This window comes from Streptomyces sp. NPDC088194, assembly GCF_040702025.1.
Lineage (GTDB): Bacteria > Actinomycetota > Actinomycetes > Streptomycetales > Streptomycetaceae > Actinacidiphila.
In genome coordinates this window covers 36120-53718 of sequence record NZ_JBFBIV010000058.1, presented here as the reverse complement: position 1 = coordinate 53718, position 17599 = coordinate 36120, and the positions used below count along the sequence as shown (strand labels likewise).

Genomic DNA, 17599 nt, shown 5'->3' with positions numbered 1-17599 from the left:
GGTCGAGGCGATGGTGGTGCTCTCCTTCGAGACCACCGACGTCTTCCTCTTCTAAGCTGGCCAACGGGCTGTTCCTCGGCTCGATGTACGGGCTCATCGCCATCGGCTACACGATGGTGTACGGCATCGTCCAGCTCATCAACTTCGCCCACGGCGAGATCTTCATGACCGGCGCCTTCGGCGCGCTCACCGTATGGAACATCCTGCCCAGCGGCATGAACATCTGGGCCGCGCTGCCCCTGATGCTCGTCGGTGGCGCCATCGTCTCCATGCTGATCGCGGTAGGCGCCGAACGGTTCGCCTACCGGCCGCTGCGCGGCGCACCCAGACTCGCGCCCCTCATCACCGCCATCGGCCTCTCCCTCGCCCTCCAGCAGGCGATCTTCGTGTGGTACCCCGGCGCCGACAACGCCAAGGACTTCCCCCAACTCGGCACGCACCCCTACCACCTGGGCTCCATCAGCATCCAGCGCAACGACATCTTCCTCGTCGTCGCCGCCGCGATCTGCATGATCGGCCTGGCCGCCTTCGTCCGCAGCAGCCGCACCGGCCGCGCCATGCAGGCCACCGCACAGGACCCGGACACCGCCCAGCTCATGGGCATCGACACCAACCGCATCATCGTGATCGCCTTCGCCATCGGCGGCCTGTTCGCCGCCGTCGCCGGCGTCGCCTACGGCCTGAAGTACGGCCAGGTCACCTACAACATGGGCTTCCAGGCCGGCCTGAAAGCCTTCACCGCGGCGGTCCTCGGCGGCATCGGCAACATCTACGGCGCCATGCTCGGCGGACTCGTCCTCGGCATCGCCGAAGCCTGCGCCACCGCCTACATCGCCAACATCCCCGGCATGCACCAACTCGGCGGCCAAGGCTGGGCCAACGTATGGGCATTCGTCCTGCTCATCGTGGTCCTGCTGGTCAGACCACAGGGCCTGCTGGGTGAACGCGTAGCGGACAGGGCGTGATCCCGATGACAGACATCCCCACCACCGCGGCCCTCCAGCCCGTCCCGCTCGGCACCACCAACCCCGACGCACCGCGCGCCGACTCCTTCGTCACCCTGCCGCCCGGCGTCGCCCGCATCGCGACCCTCGTCGGCGTCGTGGGCACCGTGGTGTCCACCTTCATGTCCTGGACCTACACCTCCGACTTCCCCGGCGACCTCACCGTCAACGGCTACCCCGGCGGCCTGCAGGTCCTCACCCTCATCGGCGCCATCCTCACCGGCCTGGTGGCCCTCGGGGCCTTCGGGGTCAAGGGCCTGACCTGGCTGGTGCCCAACCGGTCGCCCAACGCCGTCCTGCTGCTCGCCGCCGGCACCTTCGCCACCACCTGGTACGCCGTCATCGCCATCGCGCAGGAACTCGGCGGCCTGGCCAACCTCAACCCCGGCGGCTTCGTCGCCGCCGTCGCCTCGCTGGTCCTGCTCGTCGGCGCCCTGGGCCTGCCCATCGACCGCCGGCCCCTGGACGACTCCGACGCCGAGTACTACGAACTCGGCCGCCTCAGCGAGAACGGCGCGACCCGCGGCGCCTACCGCTGGCTGCGCTCGTCCCGGCTCAACCACCGCGAGCTGCCGGTCTCCGACCCCGCCAAGGCGCCCCTGTGGGTGCAGTACCTCATCGTCGTCGTGGTCGCCGCCGTCGGCGTGAAAGTCCTCACCTACGGGCTGGCCACCGGCTACACCGAACTCTTCGTCGGCTACCTGATCCTGCTCGTCTTCGCCCTCCTGGCGTTCAGCGCCGCCGGACTCACCCGGCAGTTCTCCAAGATCACCGGCGATCACCGGCCGTTCTCGATGTCGGTCGGCATCCTCGCCGCCATCGCCTACCCGTTCGTCCAGAACAACGAGCACTGGGCGAACCTCGGCGTCAACATCCTCATCTTCGGCACCGTCGCCCTGGGCCTGAACATCGTCGTCGGCCTCACCGGCCTGCTCGACCTCGGCTACGTCGCCTTCCTCGGCGTCGGCGCCTACGCCGCGGCCCTCGTCTCCGGCTCCCAGTACTCCATCTGGTCCGGCGTCCAGTTCCCCTTCTGGGCCGCCGCCCTCACCGGCATGGCCGCCTCCCTGGTCTTCGGCGTCCTCATCGGCGCCCCCACCCTGCGGCTGCGCGGCGACTACCTGGCCATCGTCACCCTCGGCTTCGGAGAGATCTTCCGCATCGCCGTCAACAACCTCGACGGCGTCTCAGGACCCAAGGTCACCAACGGGCCGAACGGCATCCCGAACATCCCCGACCTGTCGGTCTTCGGCTACAACCTCGGCAACCCGCACCAGATCGGCTCCATCACCCTCGGCCGGTTCGCCAACTACTACCTGCTGATGCTCGTCATCACGGTGATCGTGGTGCTCGTCTTCACCCGCGCCTCCGACTCCCGCATCGGCCGGTCCTGGATCGCCATCCGCGAGGACGAGACCGCCGCCACCGCCATGGGCATCAACGGCTTCCGGGTCAAGCTCATCGCGTTCGCGCTCGGCGCCTCCCTGGCCGGCCTGGCCGGCACCGTCAGCGCCCACGTCACCTACAGCGTCGTGCCCAACCCCTACCAGTTCTCCGGCGCCGCACCGCCCAACTCCGCGTTCCTGCTCGCCGCCGTCGTCCTCGGCGGCATGGGCACCGTCAGCGGACCCATCCTCGGCGCCGCGCTCCTCTACATCGTCCCCGAGAAGCTGGGCTTCCTGCAGCGCTACGAACTCTTCGCCTTCGGCGTCACGCTCATCCTGATCATGCGCCTCAGGCCCGAGGGCATCATCCCCAACCGGCGCCGCAAGCTCGAGTTCCACGAGGAAGAAGCCCTGCTACCCACGCAACGACCGCTCGGCGACGACACCATCGCCGTCGGCGAGGCAGGGGCGTGAAGGACACCATGACCACCACGACCAGCACCTCCGCCGCCCCGGCGGCCACCCCCGGCAGCACCCCGCTGCTCCAGGCCAGCGGCGTCATCATGCGGTTCGGCGGCCTCACCGCCGTCCGCGACGTCAGCCTCACCGTCAACAGCGGCGAGATCGTCGGCCTGATCGGCCCCAACGGCGCCGGCAAGACCACCTTCTTCAACTGCCTCACCGGGCTGTACGTCCCCACCGAGGGCTCCGTCAGCTACAAGGGCACCGTCCTGCCGCCCAAGCCCCACCTCGTCACCAAGGCAGGCGTCGCCCGCACCTTCCAGAACATCCGGCTGTTCGCCAACATGACCGTGCTGGAGAACGTCCTGGTCGGCCGGCACACCCGCACCCGCGAGGGCCTGCTCTCCGCCCTCATCCGCGGCCCCGGCTACCACAAGGCCGAAGCCCGCTCCCGCGAACGCGCCATGGAACTGCTCCAGTTCACCGGCCTCGCGGAGAAGGCCGACCACCTCGCCCGCAACCTGCCCTACGGCGAGCAGCGCAAGCTGGAGATCGCCCGCGCACTCGCCAGCGAACCCGGGCTGCTGCTGCTCGACGAGCCCACCGCCGGCATGAACCCGCAGGAGACCCGCGCCACCGAGGAACTGGTCTTCGCCATCCGCGACCAGGGCATCGCCGTGCTGGTCATCGAGCACGACATGCGGTTCATCTTCAACCTCTGCGACCGCGTCGCCGTCCTGGTCCAGGGCCAGAAGCTGGTGGAGGGCAGCTCCGAGGTCGTCCAGAGCGACGAACGCGTCATCGCGGCATATCTGGGCGAGCCGTTCGAGGCGGAGGGGGCACCGCAGCCGGCGGCGCCCAAGGCCGAGGCGGAGCCGCCGGTCGAGCCGGAACCGCCGGTCGAACCCCCGGTCGAGCCGGAACCCCCGGCTGAGCAGGAGCAGGAGCCGCAGCCGGAGCCCCCGACCGAGCCGGACCCCGAGCCCGGCACCGGCGCGCACGAGCAGGAGAACGACCGATGACCGCACTGCTCGAAGTAGAGGACCTCCGGGTCGCCTACGGCAAGATCGAGGCCGTCAAGGGCATCTCCTTCTCGGTCGAAGCCGGCCAGGTCGTCACCCTCATCGGCACCAACGGCGCCGGCAAGACCACCACCCTGCGCACCCTCAGCGGCCTGCTCAAGCCCATCGGCGGACGGGTGACCTTCGACGGCAAGGTGCTCAGCCGGGTACCCCCGCACAAGATCGTCGCCCTCGGCCTGGCCCACTCCCCGGAAGGCCGGCACATCTTCCCCCGGCTCAGCATCGAGCAGAACCTGCTGCTCGGCGCCTTCCTGCGCAGGGACACCGCCGGCATCACCAAGGACGTCGAGCGCGCCTACGAGCTCTTCCCGATCCTCGGCGAACGCCGCAAACAGGCCGCGGGCACCCTCTCCGGCGGCGAGCAGCAGATGCTCGCCATGGGCCGCGCCCTGATGTCGCAGCCCAAACTGCTCATGCTCGACGAACCCTCCATGGGCCTCTCGCCGATCATGATGCAGAAGATCATGTCCACCATCGTCGAGCTGAAGTCCCAGGGCACCACCATCCTGCTCGTCGAGCAGAACGCCCAGGCGGCCCTCTCCCTCGCCGACCAGGCCCACGTCATGGAGATCGGCAGCATCAAGATCTCCGGCACCGGCCAGGACCTGCTCCACGACGAGGGCGTCCGCAAGACCTACCTCGGCGAGGACTGAGCACCAGGCAACACCGGCAGCACCCCACGAGTAAGGCCCGCACTCCAGGAGTGCGGGCCTTACCGGTGCATGGCTGGTGCCTGGCCGGTGCCTTGGGCGGCGTCCGGTCAGTCCTTCTCCGTCACCTCGTCGATGACCGCCTGCGCCACCGCCTGCATCGACATCCGGCGGTCCATCGACGTCTTCTGAATCCACCGGAACGCCGCCGGTTCGCTCAGCCCGTACTTCGTCTGCAACACGCTCTTCGCCCGGTCCACCAGCTTGCGCGTCTCCAGCCGCAGCGACAGATCGGCGATCTCCAGCTCCAGGGCGCGCAGCTCCTGGAACCGGCTCACCGCCATCTCGATCGCCGGCACCAGATCGCTCTTGGTGAACGGCTTCACCAGGTACGCCATCGCGCCCGCGTCCCTGGCCCGCTCCACCAACTCCCGCTGCGAGAAGGCGGTCAGCATCAGCACCGGTGCCAGCTTCTCCCCGGCGATCTGCTCCGCCGCGCTGATGCCGTCCAGCACGGGCATCTTCACGTCCAGGATCACCAGGTCGGGGCGGAGTTCCTGCGCGAGCTTCACCGCCACCTCGCCGTCGCCGGCCTCCCCGACGACGGAGTACCCCTCCTCCTCCAGCATCTCCTTCAGGTCCAGCCGGATCAGCGCCTCGTCCTCGGCGATGACGACACGCGTGGTCACGGGCGGCACATGCGCGGAAGCGTCGTCCTGCGCGGGGGTGGGCTCGTCGGGGGCGCTCACGGTGCGGTGCTCCTCGGGTCATGGCGTCGAATCCTGCTACCTGAGCCTACCCAGCTCGGGTAGAGTTTGAATACGGAGGTGGTAAGCTGACCTCTGTTTTGAAGGCCCCGGTAGCCCAATTGGCAGCAGGCAATGGATTCAAAACCCATACAGTGTCGGTTCGAGTCCGACTCGGGGCACTTTACCTTCGATTCGAAGGCCAGCGCCTTTTCGGCGTAGGCCGATCGGGTGAATCTCTCCGGCGCCCCCTTCCATGATCCAACCACGCGTCGATCATGGCTCACATGTACGATTCCGCGACTCGACGCCATGCGCTGGCGCAGGTGGCCACCGGCCGCAGCCTGAACTCGGTGAGCCGGTCCACCGGCATATCGCGCGCCGCGCTCAGGAGTTGGCGTGACCACGGCATCAAGCCGGTCAGCCGGGGAGCGACGCCGCTGCGGACGGACGGTCCCGCGTATCCGTACCTGCTCGGCCTCTACCTCGGTGACGGCTGCATCAGCGCCCACCGGCGCGGGGTGCACGCGCTGCGGATCGCCTGCGGCAATGCCTGGCCCGGACTCATCGACGCCTGCGAGGAGGCGATCCGCGCGGTCCGTCCTGGCGGTGCCGTCTTCCGAGTGGCCCAACAAGGCTGTGTGCAGGTCACGTCGATGAGCAAGCAGTGGCCCGCGGTCTTCCCCCAGCACGGTCCCGGGCGGAAACACGAGCGGAAGATCACACTGGAGCCCTGGCAGCAGACGATCGTGGCCGCGTACCCGTGGGAGTTCATCCGCGGGCTGATCCACTCCGACGGCTGCCGGGTCACCAACTGGACCGTGCGGACGGTCGGAGGGCTGCCGAAGCGCTACGCGTACCCGCGGTACTTCTTCACCAACACCTCGGCCGACATCCGGGGACTGTTCACGGCCGCGCTCGACCGCGTCGGCGTGGCGTGGACCGAGACCCGTAGACGCGGTGAGGCGCGGAACATCTCCGTCGCCCGGCGGGCCTGTGTCGCGGTGATGGACCTGCACGTGGGCCCCAAGTACTGAGGCCCGCGGGCGGGGTCAGGCGGTCGTGGGGGCCGGCGGGGAGGCGGGGCGGAGCATGCAGGTGAGGCGGGCGGTGCAGACGCGCTTGCCGGTGGCGTCGTCGGTGATGACGATCTCGTAGCTGGCCGAGGAGCGCCCGCGGTGGACCGGAGTGGCGGTCCCGGTCACCGTGCCGGTGCGCACGCTGCGGTGGTGCGTCGCGTTGAGGTCGACGCCGACCGCGATCTTGTTGGGCCCGCCGTGCAGCATCGCCCCGACCGACCCGAGGGTCTCCGCCAGGACCGCGGAGGCGCCGCCGTGCAGCAGCCCGTACGGCTGGGTGTTGCCCTCGACGGGCATGGTGCCCACCACCTTGTCGGCCGCGGCCTCGGTGATCCGGATGCCCATCCGGCTGCCGAGCGGGCCGGCCGAGAACAGCGCGGGCAGGTCGATGCCGAGTCCGGCGTACTGCGCCAGCGTCTCCGGGGAGAACTGGGTGGGGGTCTGCTCGCCCATGCGGGTCGGCTCCGTTCTGCGGTTGTGCGACCGGTTCGTGCAGGTCGAGGGTAAGGGCCGGGCGGGAGTGCGGGCCGCTCGGGGTCCGGTCGGGCCGGCCGGGTCAGGGCCGCCCGGAGTCAGGGCCGGCCGGGTTCGTGGGGTTCGAGCCGGATCACCACGGACTTCGACGCGGGGGTGTTGCTGGTGTCGGCGGTGTGGTCGAGCGGCACCAGCACGTTGGTCTCGGGGAAGTACGCGGCGGCGCAGCCGCGGGGGGTGGGGTAGTGCACGACGCGGAAGCCGTCGGCGCGGCGTTCGGTGCCGTCGGTCCATTCGCTGACGAGGTCGGCGTAGTCGCCGTCGGCGAGGCCGGCCGCGGTGGCGTCGTCGGGGTGGACGAGGACGACGCGGCGGCCGCCCTTGATGCCGCGGTAGCGGTCGTCGAGGCCGTAGATGGTGGTGTTGTACTGGTCGTGCGAGCGGAGGGTCTGGAGCAGCAGCCGTCCGGCCGGGACTTCGGGGTATTCCAGGGGCGCGGCGGTGAAGTTGGCCTTGCCGGTGGCGGTGGGGAAGGTGCGGCTGTCGCGGGGGGCGTGCGGGAGGGTGAAGCCGCCGGGGTGGCGGACGCGGGTGTTGAAGTCGTCGAAGCCGGGGACGACGCGGGCGATGCGGTCGCGGACCCGGTCGTAGTCGGCTTCGAAGTCGGCCCAGGGGATGGCGTGGCGGGGGCCGAGCACGGCGCGGGCGAGGCGGCTGACGATGGCGGGTTCGGAGAGCAGGTGGGGTGAGGCGGGGGCGAGGTTGCCGTGGGAGGCGTGCACCATGCCCATGGAGTCCTCGACGGTGACGAACTGGTCGCCGCCGGCCTGCCGGTCCTTCTCGGTGCGGCCGAGGGTGGGCAGGATCAGGGCGCGGGCGCCGGTGACGGCGTGGGAGCGGTTGAGCTTGGTGGAGACGTGGACGGTCAACCGTGCCTTGCGGACGGCGGCTTCGGTGACGTCGGTGTCGGGGGAGGCGGAGACGAAGTTGCCGCCCATGGCGAGGAAGACCTTGGCGGTGCCGTCGCGCAGGGCGCGGATGGCGCGTACGACGTCGTAGCCGTGGTGGCGGGGCGGTGCGAAGCCGAACTCCTTCTCCAGGGCGTCGAGGAAGGCGGGGGCGGGGCGTTCGAAGATGCCCATGGTGCGGTCGCCTTGGACGTTGGAGTGGCCGCGGACGGGGCAGACGCCGGCGCCGGGGCGGCCGACGTTCCCGCCGAGCAGCAGGAAGTTGACGACTTCGCGGATGGTGGGGACGGCGTGCTTGTGCTGGGTGAGGCCCATGGCCCAGCAGACGACGACGCTCTTGGCGTCGAGGACGAGGGCGTGCAGCTCGTGGATCTCGGCGCGGGTGAGGCCGGTGGCGCGTTCGACCTCGGTCCAGTCGGTGGCGCGGGCGGCGGCTTCGTACTGCTGGTAGCCGTGGGTGTGGGTGGTGAGGAAGTCGTGGTCGAGGGCGTCGGCTTCGATGAGGAGGCGGCCCAGGGCGCGGAAGAGGGCCTGGTCGCCGCCGAGCCGGATGGGCAGGTGCAGGTCGGACAGCGCGGTGCCGCGGCCGGCCAGGCCGGTGGCGGTCTGCGGGTTCTTGAACCGTTCGGTGCCGGCTTCGGCGAGCGGGTTGACGGTGACGATGCGGGCGCCGCCGCGTTTCGCCTTCTCCAGGGCGGAGAGCATCCGCGGGTGGTTGGTGCCGGGGTTCTGGCCCGCGATGATGATCAGTTCGGCGCGGTGGAGGTCTTCCAGCAGGACGCTGCCCTTGCCGACGCCGAGGGTCTCGGTGAGGGCGGAGCCGGAGGACTCGTGGCACATGTTGGAGCAGTCGGGGAGGTTGTTGGTGCCGAAGGCGCGGGCGAAGAGCTGGAGGAGGAAGGCGGCTTCGTTGCTGGTGCGGCCGGAGGTGTAGAAGACGGCTTCGTCGGGGCTGTCCAGGGCGCCCAGTTCGCCGGCGATGATCTCGAACGCCCGCTCCCAGGGCACGGCTTCGTAGTGGTCGGCGCCTTCGGGCAGGTACATCGGCTGGGTGATGCGGCCTTGCTGGCCGAGCCAGTATCCGCTGCGGCGGGCCAGGTCGGAGACGGGGTGCGCGGCGAAGAAGTCGGGGGTGACCCGGCGTAGTGTCGCTTCCTCCGCGACGGCTTTCGCGCCGTTCTCGCAGAACTCGAACGTGTGGCGGTGGTCGCCTTCGGGCCAGGCGCATCCGGGGCAGTCGAAGCCGCTCTTCTGGTTGACCTTCAGCAGGGTCAGCGCGGTCCTTCGGGCGCCCATCTGGGCTTCGGCGATCTTCATGCTCTGCGCGACCGCGGGCAGCCCCGCGGCGGCGTGCTTCGGCGGGCCGACGTGCGGCGCGTCCTGGACAGGGTCACCGGTGGGGGGCTTCTTCGCCATACGGCTACTGTATTGCCGCCGGCTCGCCTCCGGGCCCTGCGGTCCCCGAGTGGGCGCGAACGCCTTCCCGGGCCACCTGTGGCAGCCGTCGAGCCGGCGGCGAAAGAAGGGAGTGTCGGTGGGGCGTGGGAGGATCGGATCGTGGCTGAGAAAGTATCCGGATCGAAGAAGACGACCGACCGACCGCGGCTGATGCTGCTCGACGGGCATTCGCTGGCGTACCGGGCGTTCTACGCGCTGCCCGTGGAGAACTTCAACACGGTCACGGGCCAGCCGACGAACGCGGTGTACGGGTTCGCGTCGATGCTGGCGAACACGTTGCGTGACGAGCAGCCGACGCACCTGGCGGTGGCGTTCGACGTGTCGCGCAAGACGTGGCGGTTCGACGAGTTCCCGGAGTACAAGGCGACGCGGTCGAAGACGCCCGACGAGTTCAGCTCGCAGGTCGGGCTGATCGGGGAGTTGCTGGACGCGATGCTGGTGCCGCGGTTCGCGGTGGAGGGCTTCGAGGCCGACGACATCATCGCCACCTTGGCCACGCAGGCGGAGGCGCTGGGTTACGAGGTGCTGATCGTCACCGGCGACCGGGACTCGTTCCAGCTGGTGTCGGACCATGTCACGGTGCTGTACCCGACGAAGGGCGTGTCGGAGCTGACGCGGTACACCCCGGCGAAGGTCGAGGAGCGGTACGGCCTGACGCCGAGCCAGTATCCGGACTTCGCGGCGCTGCGCGGTGATCCGTCGGACAACCTGCCGGGTATCCCGGGGGTGGGGGAGAAGACCGCGGCGAAGTGGATCACCCAGTTCGGTTCGTTCGCGGAGCTGTGCGAGCGGGTCGACGAGGTGAAGGGCAAGGCGGGCGAGAACCTGCGGGCCCATCTGGACGCGGTGAAGCTGAACCGGCGGCTGACCGAGATGGTGCGGGACGTGGCGTTGCCCGCGGGCGCCGAGCAGTTGGGCCGGGAGCCGTACGACCGCGAGGCGCTGGGCCAGGTGCTGGACGCGCTGGAGTTCCGCAATCCGAACTTCCGGGAGCGGCTGTTCGCCGCCGATCCGGGTGCGGCCGCGGAGGAGGCGGAGATCGCCGAGGGGGTGGCGGTCGAGGGCGAGGTGCTGTCGGCCGGCGAGCTGCCGGGCTGGCTGGAGTCGCATGCCGGGGGCCCGGTGGGGCTGGCGAGCGTGGACACCTGGGCGCTGGGTTCGGGCGGTGTCACGCAGGTCGCGCTGGCCGCGGGCGAGGACGCGGCGTGGTTCGACCCGGCGCAGCTGGATGGGGCGGACGAGAAGGCGTTCGCGGCGTGGCTGGCCGACGCCGAGCGGCCCAAGGTGGTGCACAACGCGAAGAACGTGATGCGGGTCTTCGCCGAGCACGGCTGGCGGGTGGAGGGCGTCGGGATGGACACCGCGCTGGCGGCGTACCTGATCAAGCCGGGCCGCCGGTCGTTCGCGCTGGACGTGTTGTCGGTGGAGTACCTGGGGCGTGAGCTGGCGCCGGCGGCTTCGGACAGCGGCCAGTTGGCGTTCGGCGAGGAGGACGACGGGGAGGCGGCTGCCGCCGAGGCGCTGATGGTGCAGGCGCGGACCGTGCTGGACCTGGGCGAGGTGTTCGGGCAGCGGTTGCCGGAGGTGGGCGCGGCCGAGCTGCTGCATGACGTGGAGCTGCCGACGTCGGCGCTGCTGGCGAAGATGGAGCGGGCCGGGATCGCGGCGGACCGGGCGCATCTGGAGGGGCTGGAGGAGCAGTTCGCGGGCGCGGTGCGGCACGCGGTGGAGGAGGCGCATGCCTCGGTGGGCCACGAGTTCAACCTCGGCTCGCCCAAGCAGCTCCAGGAGGTGCTCTTCGGCGAGCTGGGCCTGCCCAAGACGAAGAAGACGAAGACCGGTTACACCACGGACGCCGACGCGTTGGCCTGGCTGGCCGGGCAGACCGACCACGAGCTGCCGGTGATCATGCTGCGCCACCGTGAGCAGGCGAAGCTGCGGGTCACCGTGGAGGGCCTGGTCAAGACGATCGCGCCCGAGGGCCGTATCCACACCACGTTCAGCCAGACCGTCGCGGCCACCGGGCGGCTGTCCTCCACCGATCCCAACCTGCAGAACGTCCCGGTGCGCACCGACGAGGGCCGGGCGATCCGCCGCGGTTTCGTCGTCGGCGAGGGGTACGAGTCGCTGCTCACCGCGGACTACAGCCAGATCGAACTGCGGGTGATGGCGCACCTGTCGGAGGACGACGGCCTGATCGCCGCGTTCACCTCCGGTGAGGACCTGCACACCACGGTCGGCTCCCAGGTGTTCTCGGTCGAGCGGGACAAGGTCGACGCGGAGATGCGCCGCAAGATCAAGGCGATGTCGTACGGCCTGGCGTACGGCCTGTCGGCGTTCGGGCTGTCGCAGCAGTTGGGGATCGAGGCGGCCGAGGCGCGTGCCTTGATGGAGACGTACTTCGAGCGGTTCGGCGGGGTGCGGGACTATCTGCACCGCGCCGTCGAGGAGGCCCGCGGCACCGGGTACACCGAGACGCTGCTCGGCCGCCGCCGCTATCTCCCCGACCTCAACAGCGACAACCGGCAGCGCCGGGAGATGGCCGAGCGGATGGCGCTCAACGCGCCGATCCAGGGATCGGCCGCGGACATCGTGAAGATCGCGATGCTCCGGGTCGACGAGGCGCTGACCGAGCGGCAGCTCGACTCGCGGATGCTGCTCCAGGTGCACGACGAAATCGTCCTGGAGGTCGCCCCGGGCGAGCGCGAGCAGGTGGAGGCGCTGGTCCGCCACGAGATGTCCACGGCGTACCCGCTGCGTGCTCCGCTCGACGTGTCCGTGGGTGCGGGTCCCGACTGGGAGTCCGCGGCCCACTAGTCAACGGGACCCTCCGGGGCGGGTGGTTCCGTCGGTTCAGGGACCACCTGCCGGTGGGTAGGTGACGCTCTGTTCGCGCAGGAGCCGCACCGGCCAAGGGGCGCGGGGCCCTGCGTGCGCAACCGTTCACCGGCGGGTGGTCCCCGAACCGGCGGAAGGGGGCAGCCCGGCGGGTCCGGCACCGGGCGGACCACATCCGTACCCTGTGGATTCATCGGGACCCTGTAGTCGGGGGGCTGAAGTTGCCGTAGGGTCATCCGAGTTGCGGAGCCGGGACGGGCCCGTATCTCGCTTTGGGGAGGGACGCCGATATGGCAGCGCGGCGCTTCGGTAAGAGCAAGAGGGTGCGCAGGACAGCGGCGGGCACCGCGGTGGCCGCCGCGGCGATGGCCGCGTTGGGAGCCTCACAGGCCCCCGGCCTTCTCCCGGTCGCTCATGCCGCCACGCAGGAGCAGCAGTCGCAGGCCCAGGCGGGCGCGACGCCCGACGGCTCCATCGACGGCGACTCCCCGTACGTCACCCAACTTCCCCCGCTCAACACGCCGCAGGGCCCGGTCGCCTCGACCCCCGGCAGCGGCAGCGGGACGACCGTGACGGTGCCCGGCGGCGGCGCGAGCCTGCCGACGACGGTGCTCGCGGCGTACGAGCACGCACAGGAGTCGGTCGCGCAGTCCGACCCGGGCTGCCACCTGCCGTGGCAGTTGCTGGCCGCGATCGGGCAGGTCGAGTCCGGGCAGGCCCGCGGTGGCGCCGTCGACGCGAACGGCACCACGTACAAGCCGATCCTCGGCCCGGTGCTGAACGGCAAGGGCTTCGCGGACATCACCGACACCGACAACGGCCGGTACGACGGCGACCCGGTGCACGACCGGGCGGTCGGGCCGATGCAGTTCATCCCGTCCACGTGGCGCACGTGGGGCGCGGACGGCAACGGCGACGGGGTGAGCGACCCGAACAACATCTTCGACGCCGCTCTCGCGGCCGCGCACTACCTGTGCGCCGACGGCCGGAACCTGGCGGTGCCCGGCGACATGGACCGGGCGATCCTCGGCTACAACCACTCGCAGGACTACCTGAACCTGGTGATGGCCTGGTACGAGCACTTCCGGCAGGGCGGCACGGTCTCCGTGCCGGACCGTCCGGGCTCGTCCGGCCCCGCGATCAAGACGCCGGCTCCGGTGACGTCCTCCCCGAAGCCGTCGCCCTCGGGCACCGCGTCGCCGTCTCCGTCGCCGACGAAGAGTGTGGGCGGCACCGTGGCGCCGACCTCGCCGGGTTCGTCCAGCCCGACGGGCAGTCCGACCGGCGGCCAGCCCAGCACGTCGCCCACCGGGGACCCGACGGGCTCGCCCACCACGCCGCCCACCGGTGACCCGACCGGCCCGGGCTGCCCCACGGACTCCACGACGCCCACTCCCACGGACTCGGGCACCGCCACGCCGACGGCCACGCCGACGCCGACGGACTCCGGCACGGCCACGCCGACGCCGGACCCCTGCGGGAGCGACGGCGCGGGCAGCGGTGACGGCAGCGACGGCACGGGGACCCCCGACCCCACCAACACCGCCGGCGCGGCTACCGGGGCAGCGCTCAAGCCGTAACCGGGGCCGGGTGGCATGACCCTCCGGGGTGGGTGGTTCTGTCCGTTCAGGGATCACCCACCGGTGGATGGTTGCCCTGGGTAAGCGCGGCTGCTTCCGCGAGAAGACGGTCACCCGTCAGGGGCGCGGGGAACCGCGCGACCAGCCCACCACCGGCAGGTGGTCCCCTAACCGGCAGAACGGGGCACCCCGGAGGGTCCCGGCTCCCTACTTCCGGGGGCGTACCGCGCGGGTGGGTTGGGCGGTCGAGGGGTCCTCGGGCCATGGGTGGCGCGGGTAGCGCCCGCGCAGCTCGGCTCGGACCGCCCGGTACCCCTCGCGCCAGAAGGACGCGAGGTCGGCCGTGACGGCGGCCGGGCGCCCGGCGGGCGAGAGCAGGTGGATGAGGACCGGCACCCCGGCCACGGTCGGGGTGTCCCGCAGCCCGAACAACTCCTGGAGTTTGACGGCGAGTACGGGCTGCTCGCCGCTGTAGTCCACCCGGACCCGGGACCCGGTCGGGACCTTGATCCGTTCGGGTACCAGCTCGGCGAAGCGGGCCGCCTCGCCGGTCGACCAGGGCAGCAGGCGGTTCAACGCGGCGCCGGCGTCGGCGCGTTCGAGGTCGGCGCGGCGTCGGGCGGCGGCCAGCTCGGGCCCCAGCCACTCGGGGGCCCGCGCCAGCAGCGCCTCCTCGGCGACGTCCGGCCACGCCCCGCCCAGCACCCGGTGCGCGAACGCCATCCGCTGCCGTAGCTCGCCCGCCTCGCGCGACCAGCGCAGCAGCCCGGTGCCCTCGGCCCGCAGTCCCTCCAGGAGCGCGGCGCGCAGCGCGGACGGGTCGGGGCGGCGCAGCGGCGCGGTGCCCAACTCGACCGCGCCCAGCCGCTCCACGCGGCGCGCGACCACGTCGCCGTCCCGCCAGCGCACCTCTTCGTACGACTCCAGGGCGTCGCCGGCCGCCTGCCGGGCGATGCCCTCGTCGACGACGGCCGCCACCCGCACCCGGGCGCCGGCCCGGCCCGCGCTCCGGTCGGCGACCGCGACCGCGATCCACTCCGCCTCGCCGATGCCGCCGGCGACCTCCGCCGCGGTGCCGCCGACCATGAGGTACGCGCCCGGCCCGCGCCGCCGCGCCACCCGCTCCGGGAAGGCCAGCGCGGCGACCAGCCCGGCCACCGCGTCGTCCGTGAGCCCGCCCGCGCCGGCAGCCGTATCGCCGCCGCCTCTGCCCGTACTGGCAGCCGCGCCGCCGTCCCTGCCCGTACCCGCGCCGGCACCCTTGCCGGTGCGGCGGCCCGTACCCCTGCCGGTGCCTGCCGGGGACGAGGCGCGCAGGGCGCCCTCCAAGCGGCGGGCCTCGGAACGCCAGCGGGCGCCGTACGGGTCCCCGCCGCGCCGGGCCCGGTGCCAGGCGCCGGTCAGGTCGGAGCCGTAGGAGCCGGGAAGCTCCTCCGACAGCAGGGCGGTCACTTCCGCGGCGCGGGCGGCGCCCGCCTCGGGGGCGGCGTCCAGCAGGGCGCGGGCGAGCCGGGGGTGCAGGCCGAGCAGCGCGAGCCGCTTGCCGCGGTCGGTGGCGCGACCGGCGGTGTCGGTGGCGCCGAGCCCGCGCAGCGTGGCCTGGGCGGCGGCCAGGGCACCGGGCGGGGGAGCGTCGAGCAGCGCGAGCCCGGTGGTGTCCGGCTCGCCCCAGCATGCGGCCTGGAGCGCGAACGCGGTGAGGTCGGCGAGGGCGATCTCGGGCGCGGGCAGCCTGGCCAGCCGGGCGTGCTCGGCCTCGGCCCAGCAGCGGTAGACGGTGCCGGGCGCCTCCCGGCCCGCGCGGCCGGCCCGCTGGTCGGCGGCGGCCCGGGAGACCCGCACCGTGGTCAGCGCGCCGAGGCCGCGTGCGTGGTCCATCCGCGGTTCGCGGGCCAGCCCGCAGTCCACCACGACCCGCACTCCGGGCACGGTCAGGCTCGACTCGGCCACGGACGTCGCCAGCAGCACCCGGCGGCGCTGCCCGGCGGCGAGCGCGGCGTCCTGGACGGCGGCGGGCGCCCGCCCGTGCACTTGCAGGATGTCGACGCCGAGTCCGCCGAGCATCCCGGCCACCCGGGCGATCTCGCCGGCGCCGGGCAGGAAGCACAGCACGTCGCCGTCCCGCTCGCCCAGGGCGCGGCGCACGGTGGCCGCCACGTGGTCCAGCAGCGCCGGGTCCACCCGCATGCCGTGCGGTGGGCGTACCGGGCGGGGCGGCGGCGCCCACCGCACCGTCACCGGGTGCAGCACTCCCTCGGCCTCGACGACCGGGCCGTCCAGCAGCGCCGCCCACGCCGCGGTGTCGGTCGTCGCGGAGGCCGCCAGCAGCCGCAGCTCCGGCCGCAGCACGGACCGTACGTCCAGCAGGAAGGCCGTCGCGGTGTCGGCGTCGAGGTGCCGTTCGTGGCACTCGTCGAGCATCACCGTGCCCACGCCGCCCAGTTCGGGGTCGCGCTGGAGCCGCTGGAGCAGCACCCCGGTGGTGACCACCTCCACGGCGGTGGCCGCCGACACCCGCCGCTCGCCGCGCACCGTGAAGCCGACGGTGCCGCCGACCTCCTCGCCGAGCAGCCAGGCCATCCGCCGGGCGGCGGCCCGCGCGGCCATCCGCCGGGGCTCGGCGACCAGCACCCGCCCGCCGAACTCGGCGGCCAGCAGCAGCGGTACCAGCGTGGTCTTGCCGGTCCCGGGCGGTGCGGCCAGCACCGCGCGGCCGCGTTCCCGCAGCGCGGCCAGCAGCGCGGGCACCACCGGGGCGACCGGCAGGGCCAGGCCCTCGGGCCGCGGCCGGATCACGGGGCGAGGCAGACGAAGATCGCGGTGCCCGGCAGCAGCCGTCCGCGCAGCGGGGACCAGCCGCCCCACTCCTGGTCGTTCCACGCCGGCCACTCCGGCTCGACCACGTCGACCAGCCGCAGCCCGGCCGCGGCGATCTCCCGCACCCGGTCGCCCAGGGTGCGGTGGTGCTCGACGTAGACGGCCAGTCCGCGGTCGTCCTGCTCGACGTAGGGGGTCCGGTCGAAGTAGGAGGAGACGGCGGTCAGGCCCTCGGGGCCGGGCTCGTCGGGGAAGGCCCAGCGCACCGGGTGCGTCACGGAGAACACCCACCGGCCGCCGGGTCGCAGCACCCGCGCCACCTCGCGGTGCACGCGTGCGGTGTCCGCGATGAAGGGCAGCGCGCCGTAGGCGGAGCAGGCCAGGTCGAAGGAGGCGTCGGCGAAGGGCAGGGTGCCGGCGTCGGCCTGCACCAGGGCGGGCGCGTTCCCCTTGCCCGGGCCGGAGTCGTCGTCCAGGTCGATCCGCCGGGCGTGCTGGAGCTGGCGGTGGGACAGGTCGAGGGCGACCGGGCGGGCGCCGCGCGCGGCGAGCCAGCGGGAGCACTGGGCGGCGCCGGCGCCGATCTCCAGGACGTCCAGGTCCTTGAGCCCGCCGACCGGGCCGAGCAGCCCGGCCTCCGCCTCGTCGAGCCCCTCCGGGCCCCACACGAAGCGGTCGTCGCCGAGGAAGTCGCCGTGCTCGCGCTGGTACTCGTCGGCGTTGCGGTCCCACCACCGGCGGTTCGCCCGGCTGCTCTCCGTGGTCCCCGCGGTGCGCCGGGTCGCTTCGGGTTCGGGTCCTTGGATCATCGCGGCAGTCGTCGTACTCTCTGAGAAGACCAGCGGGTGGTGGAGTTGGGCCGGTTCGGTCCGTTATGCGCCTGCTGTGCCTCTTCGCGCATTGACCGTGCCCGGCTGCCCCCGTATGCTACAAGTTGCGCTGCGAGCCTGCGCGCCTCAGACGGAGCAGGCCACGCTCGAACTGTTGCAAACCCTCGGCCTAGCGGCTTCGGGCCCCCGTGAGTAGGTGGGGGCGGCAGGTAGAAAAAGGCTCCCG

12 protein-coding genes and 1 tRNA gene are annotated in these 17599 nt (G+C 72.2%); 8 read left to right on the top strand and 5 right to left on the bottom strand.

From position 1 onward, the window contains the following. Positions 1–56 precede the first annotated feature (56 nt). Genes AB0399_RS27625 through AB0399_RS27610 form a run of 4 tightly spaced genes read left to right on the top strand, consistent with a single transcriptional unit; the run spans position 57 to position 4586 of the window. On the top strand, positions 57–965 hold the full coding sequence (locus AB0399_RS27625; protein WP_366413191.1) for a branched-chain amino acid ABC transporter permease: 909 nt from the start codon (positions 57–59) through the stop codon (positions 963–965). Between the two features lie 5 nt (positions 966–970). Then, positions 971–2863 carry a branched-chain amino acid ABC transporter permease gene (locus tag AB0399_RS27620; protein ID WP_366413190.1) on the top strand — a complete coding sequence of 631 codons (1893 nt, stop codon included), beginning with the start codon at positions 971–973 and terminating at the stop codon, positions 2861–2863. Positions 2864–2871: 8 nt separating this feature from the next. Then, the gene (locus AB0399_RS27615; RefSeq protein WP_366413189.1) at positions 2872–3873 is read left to right on the top strand and encodes an ABC transporter ATP-binding protein; all 1002 of its coding nucleotides are present in this window, start codon (positions 2872–2874) and stop codon (positions 3871–3873) included. Next, complete coding sequence (locus tag AB0399_RS27610) at positions 3870–4586, top strand: ABC transporter ATP-binding protein (protein WP_328462845.1); 717 nt, start codon at positions 3870–3872, stop codon at positions 4584–4586. Before AB0399_RS27615 ends, AB0399_RS27610 begins: the two co-directional genes overlap by 4 nt. Before the next feature lie 107 nt (positions 4587–4693). Here the strand turns inward: AB0399_RS27610 and AB0399_RS27605 are convergent, their stop codons facing one another. Continuing rightward, entirely contained in the window at positions 4694–5332 is a 639-nt protein-coding gene (locus tag AB0399_RS27605) for a response regulator (protein WP_329370536.1), read from the bottom strand. 104 nt (positions 5333–5436) lie between these two features. On the opposite strand from AB0399_RS27605, the gene AB0399_RS27600 reads away from it, so the two are divergent. Next, positions 5437–5511, top strand: a tRNA-Leu gene (locus tag AB0399_RS27600). Between the two features lie 105 nt (positions 5512–5616). Beyond that, positions 5617–6366 (top strand): transcriptional regulator, encoded by a 750-nt coding sequence (locus AB0399_RS27595; RefSeq protein WP_366413188.1) that lies wholly within the window; start codon positions 5617–5619, stop codon positions 6364–6366. Positions 6367–6381: 15 nt separating this feature from the next. Here the strand turns inward: AB0399_RS27595 and AB0399_RS27590 are convergent, their stop codons facing one another. Next, positions 6382–6861, bottom strand: coding sequence for a hotdog fold thioesterase (locus AB0399_RS27590; RefSeq protein ID WP_329370539.1), 480 nt, complete (start codon positions 6859–6861; stop codon positions 6382–6384). Positions 6862–6980: 119 nt separating this feature from the next. Next, positions 6981–9266 (bottom strand): FdhF/YdeP family oxidoreductase, encoded by a 2286-nt coding sequence (locus AB0399_RS27585; RefSeq protein WP_366413187.1) that lies wholly within the window; start codon positions 9264–9266, stop codon positions 6981–6983. Positions 9267–9458: 192 nt separating this feature from the next. On the opposite strand from AB0399_RS27585, the gene polA reads away from it, so the two are divergent. Together polA and AB0399_RS27575 are read left to right on the top strand one after the other, a co-directional pair. After that, positions 9459–12125: a DNA polymerase I gene (gene polA / locus AB0399_RS27580; protein ID WP_329374383.1), complete on the top strand. Its 2667-nt coding sequence runs from the start codon at positions 9459–9461 to the stop codon at positions 12123–12125. Between the two features lie 311 nt (positions 12126–12436). Further along, positions 12437–13726: a lytic transglycosylase domain-containing protein gene (locus AB0399_RS27575; protein WP_366413186.1), complete on the top strand. Its 1290-nt coding sequence runs from the start codon at positions 12437–12439 to the stop codon at positions 13724–13726. 207 nt (positions 13727–13933) lie between these two features. Here AB0399_RS27575 and AB0399_RS27570 read toward each other — a convergent pair whose 3' ends face one another. Both AB0399_RS27570 and AB0399_RS27565 read right to left on the bottom strand, forming a co-directional pair. Then, positions 13934–16522 (bottom strand): ATP-dependent helicase C-terminal domain-containing protein, encoded by a 2589-nt coding sequence (locus AB0399_RS27570; RefSeq protein ID WP_366413185.1) that lies wholly within the window; start codon positions 16520–16522, stop codon positions 13934–13936. Then, positions 16519–17352 (bottom strand): class I SAM-dependent methyltransferase, encoded by an 834-nt coding sequence (locus AB0399_RS27565; RefSeq protein WP_366413184.1) that lies wholly within the window; start codon positions 17350–17352, stop codon positions 16519–16521. The genes AB0399_RS27570 and AB0399_RS27565 overlap by 4 nt, the downstream gene beginning before the upstream one ends. Positions 17353–17599 lie beyond the last annotated feature (247 nt).

Coding starts and splice junctions, on each gene's coding strand:
- AB0399_RS27585 (WP_366413187.1), bottom strand. CDS start 9,266: ATGGCGAAGAAGCCCCCCACCGGTGACCCTGTCCAGGACGCGCCGCAC.
- AB0399_RS27615 (WP_366413189.1), top strand. CDS start 2,872: ATGACCACCACGACCAGCACCTCCGCCGCCCCGGCGGCCACCCCCGGC.
- AB0399_RS27595 (WP_366413188.1), top strand. CDS start 5,617: ATGTACGATTCCGCGACTCGACGCCATGCGCTGGCGCAGGTGGCCACC.
- AB0399_RS27575 (WP_366413186.1), top strand. CDS start 12,437: ATGGCAGCGCGGCGCTTCGGTAAGAGCAAGAGGGTGCGCAGGACAGCG.
- AB0399_RS27565 (WP_366413184.1), bottom strand. CDS start 17,352: ATGATCCAAGGACCCGAACCCGAAGCGACCCGGCGCACCGCGGGGACC.
- AB0399_RS27610 (WP_328462845.1), top strand. CDS start 3,870: ATGACCGCACTGCTCGAAGTAGAGGACCTCCGGGTCGCCTACGGCAAG.
- AB0399_RS27620 (WP_366413190.1), top strand. CDS start 971: ATGACAGACATCCCCACCACCGCGGCCCTCCAGCCCGTCCCGCTCGGC.
- AB0399_RS27590 (WP_329370539.1), bottom strand. CDS start 6,861: ATGGGCGAGCAGACCCCCACCCAGTTCTCCCCGGAGACGCTGGCGCAG.
- polA (WP_329374383.1), top strand. CDS start 9,459: ATGCTGCTCGACGGGCATTCGCTGGCGTACCGGGCGTTCTACGCGCTG.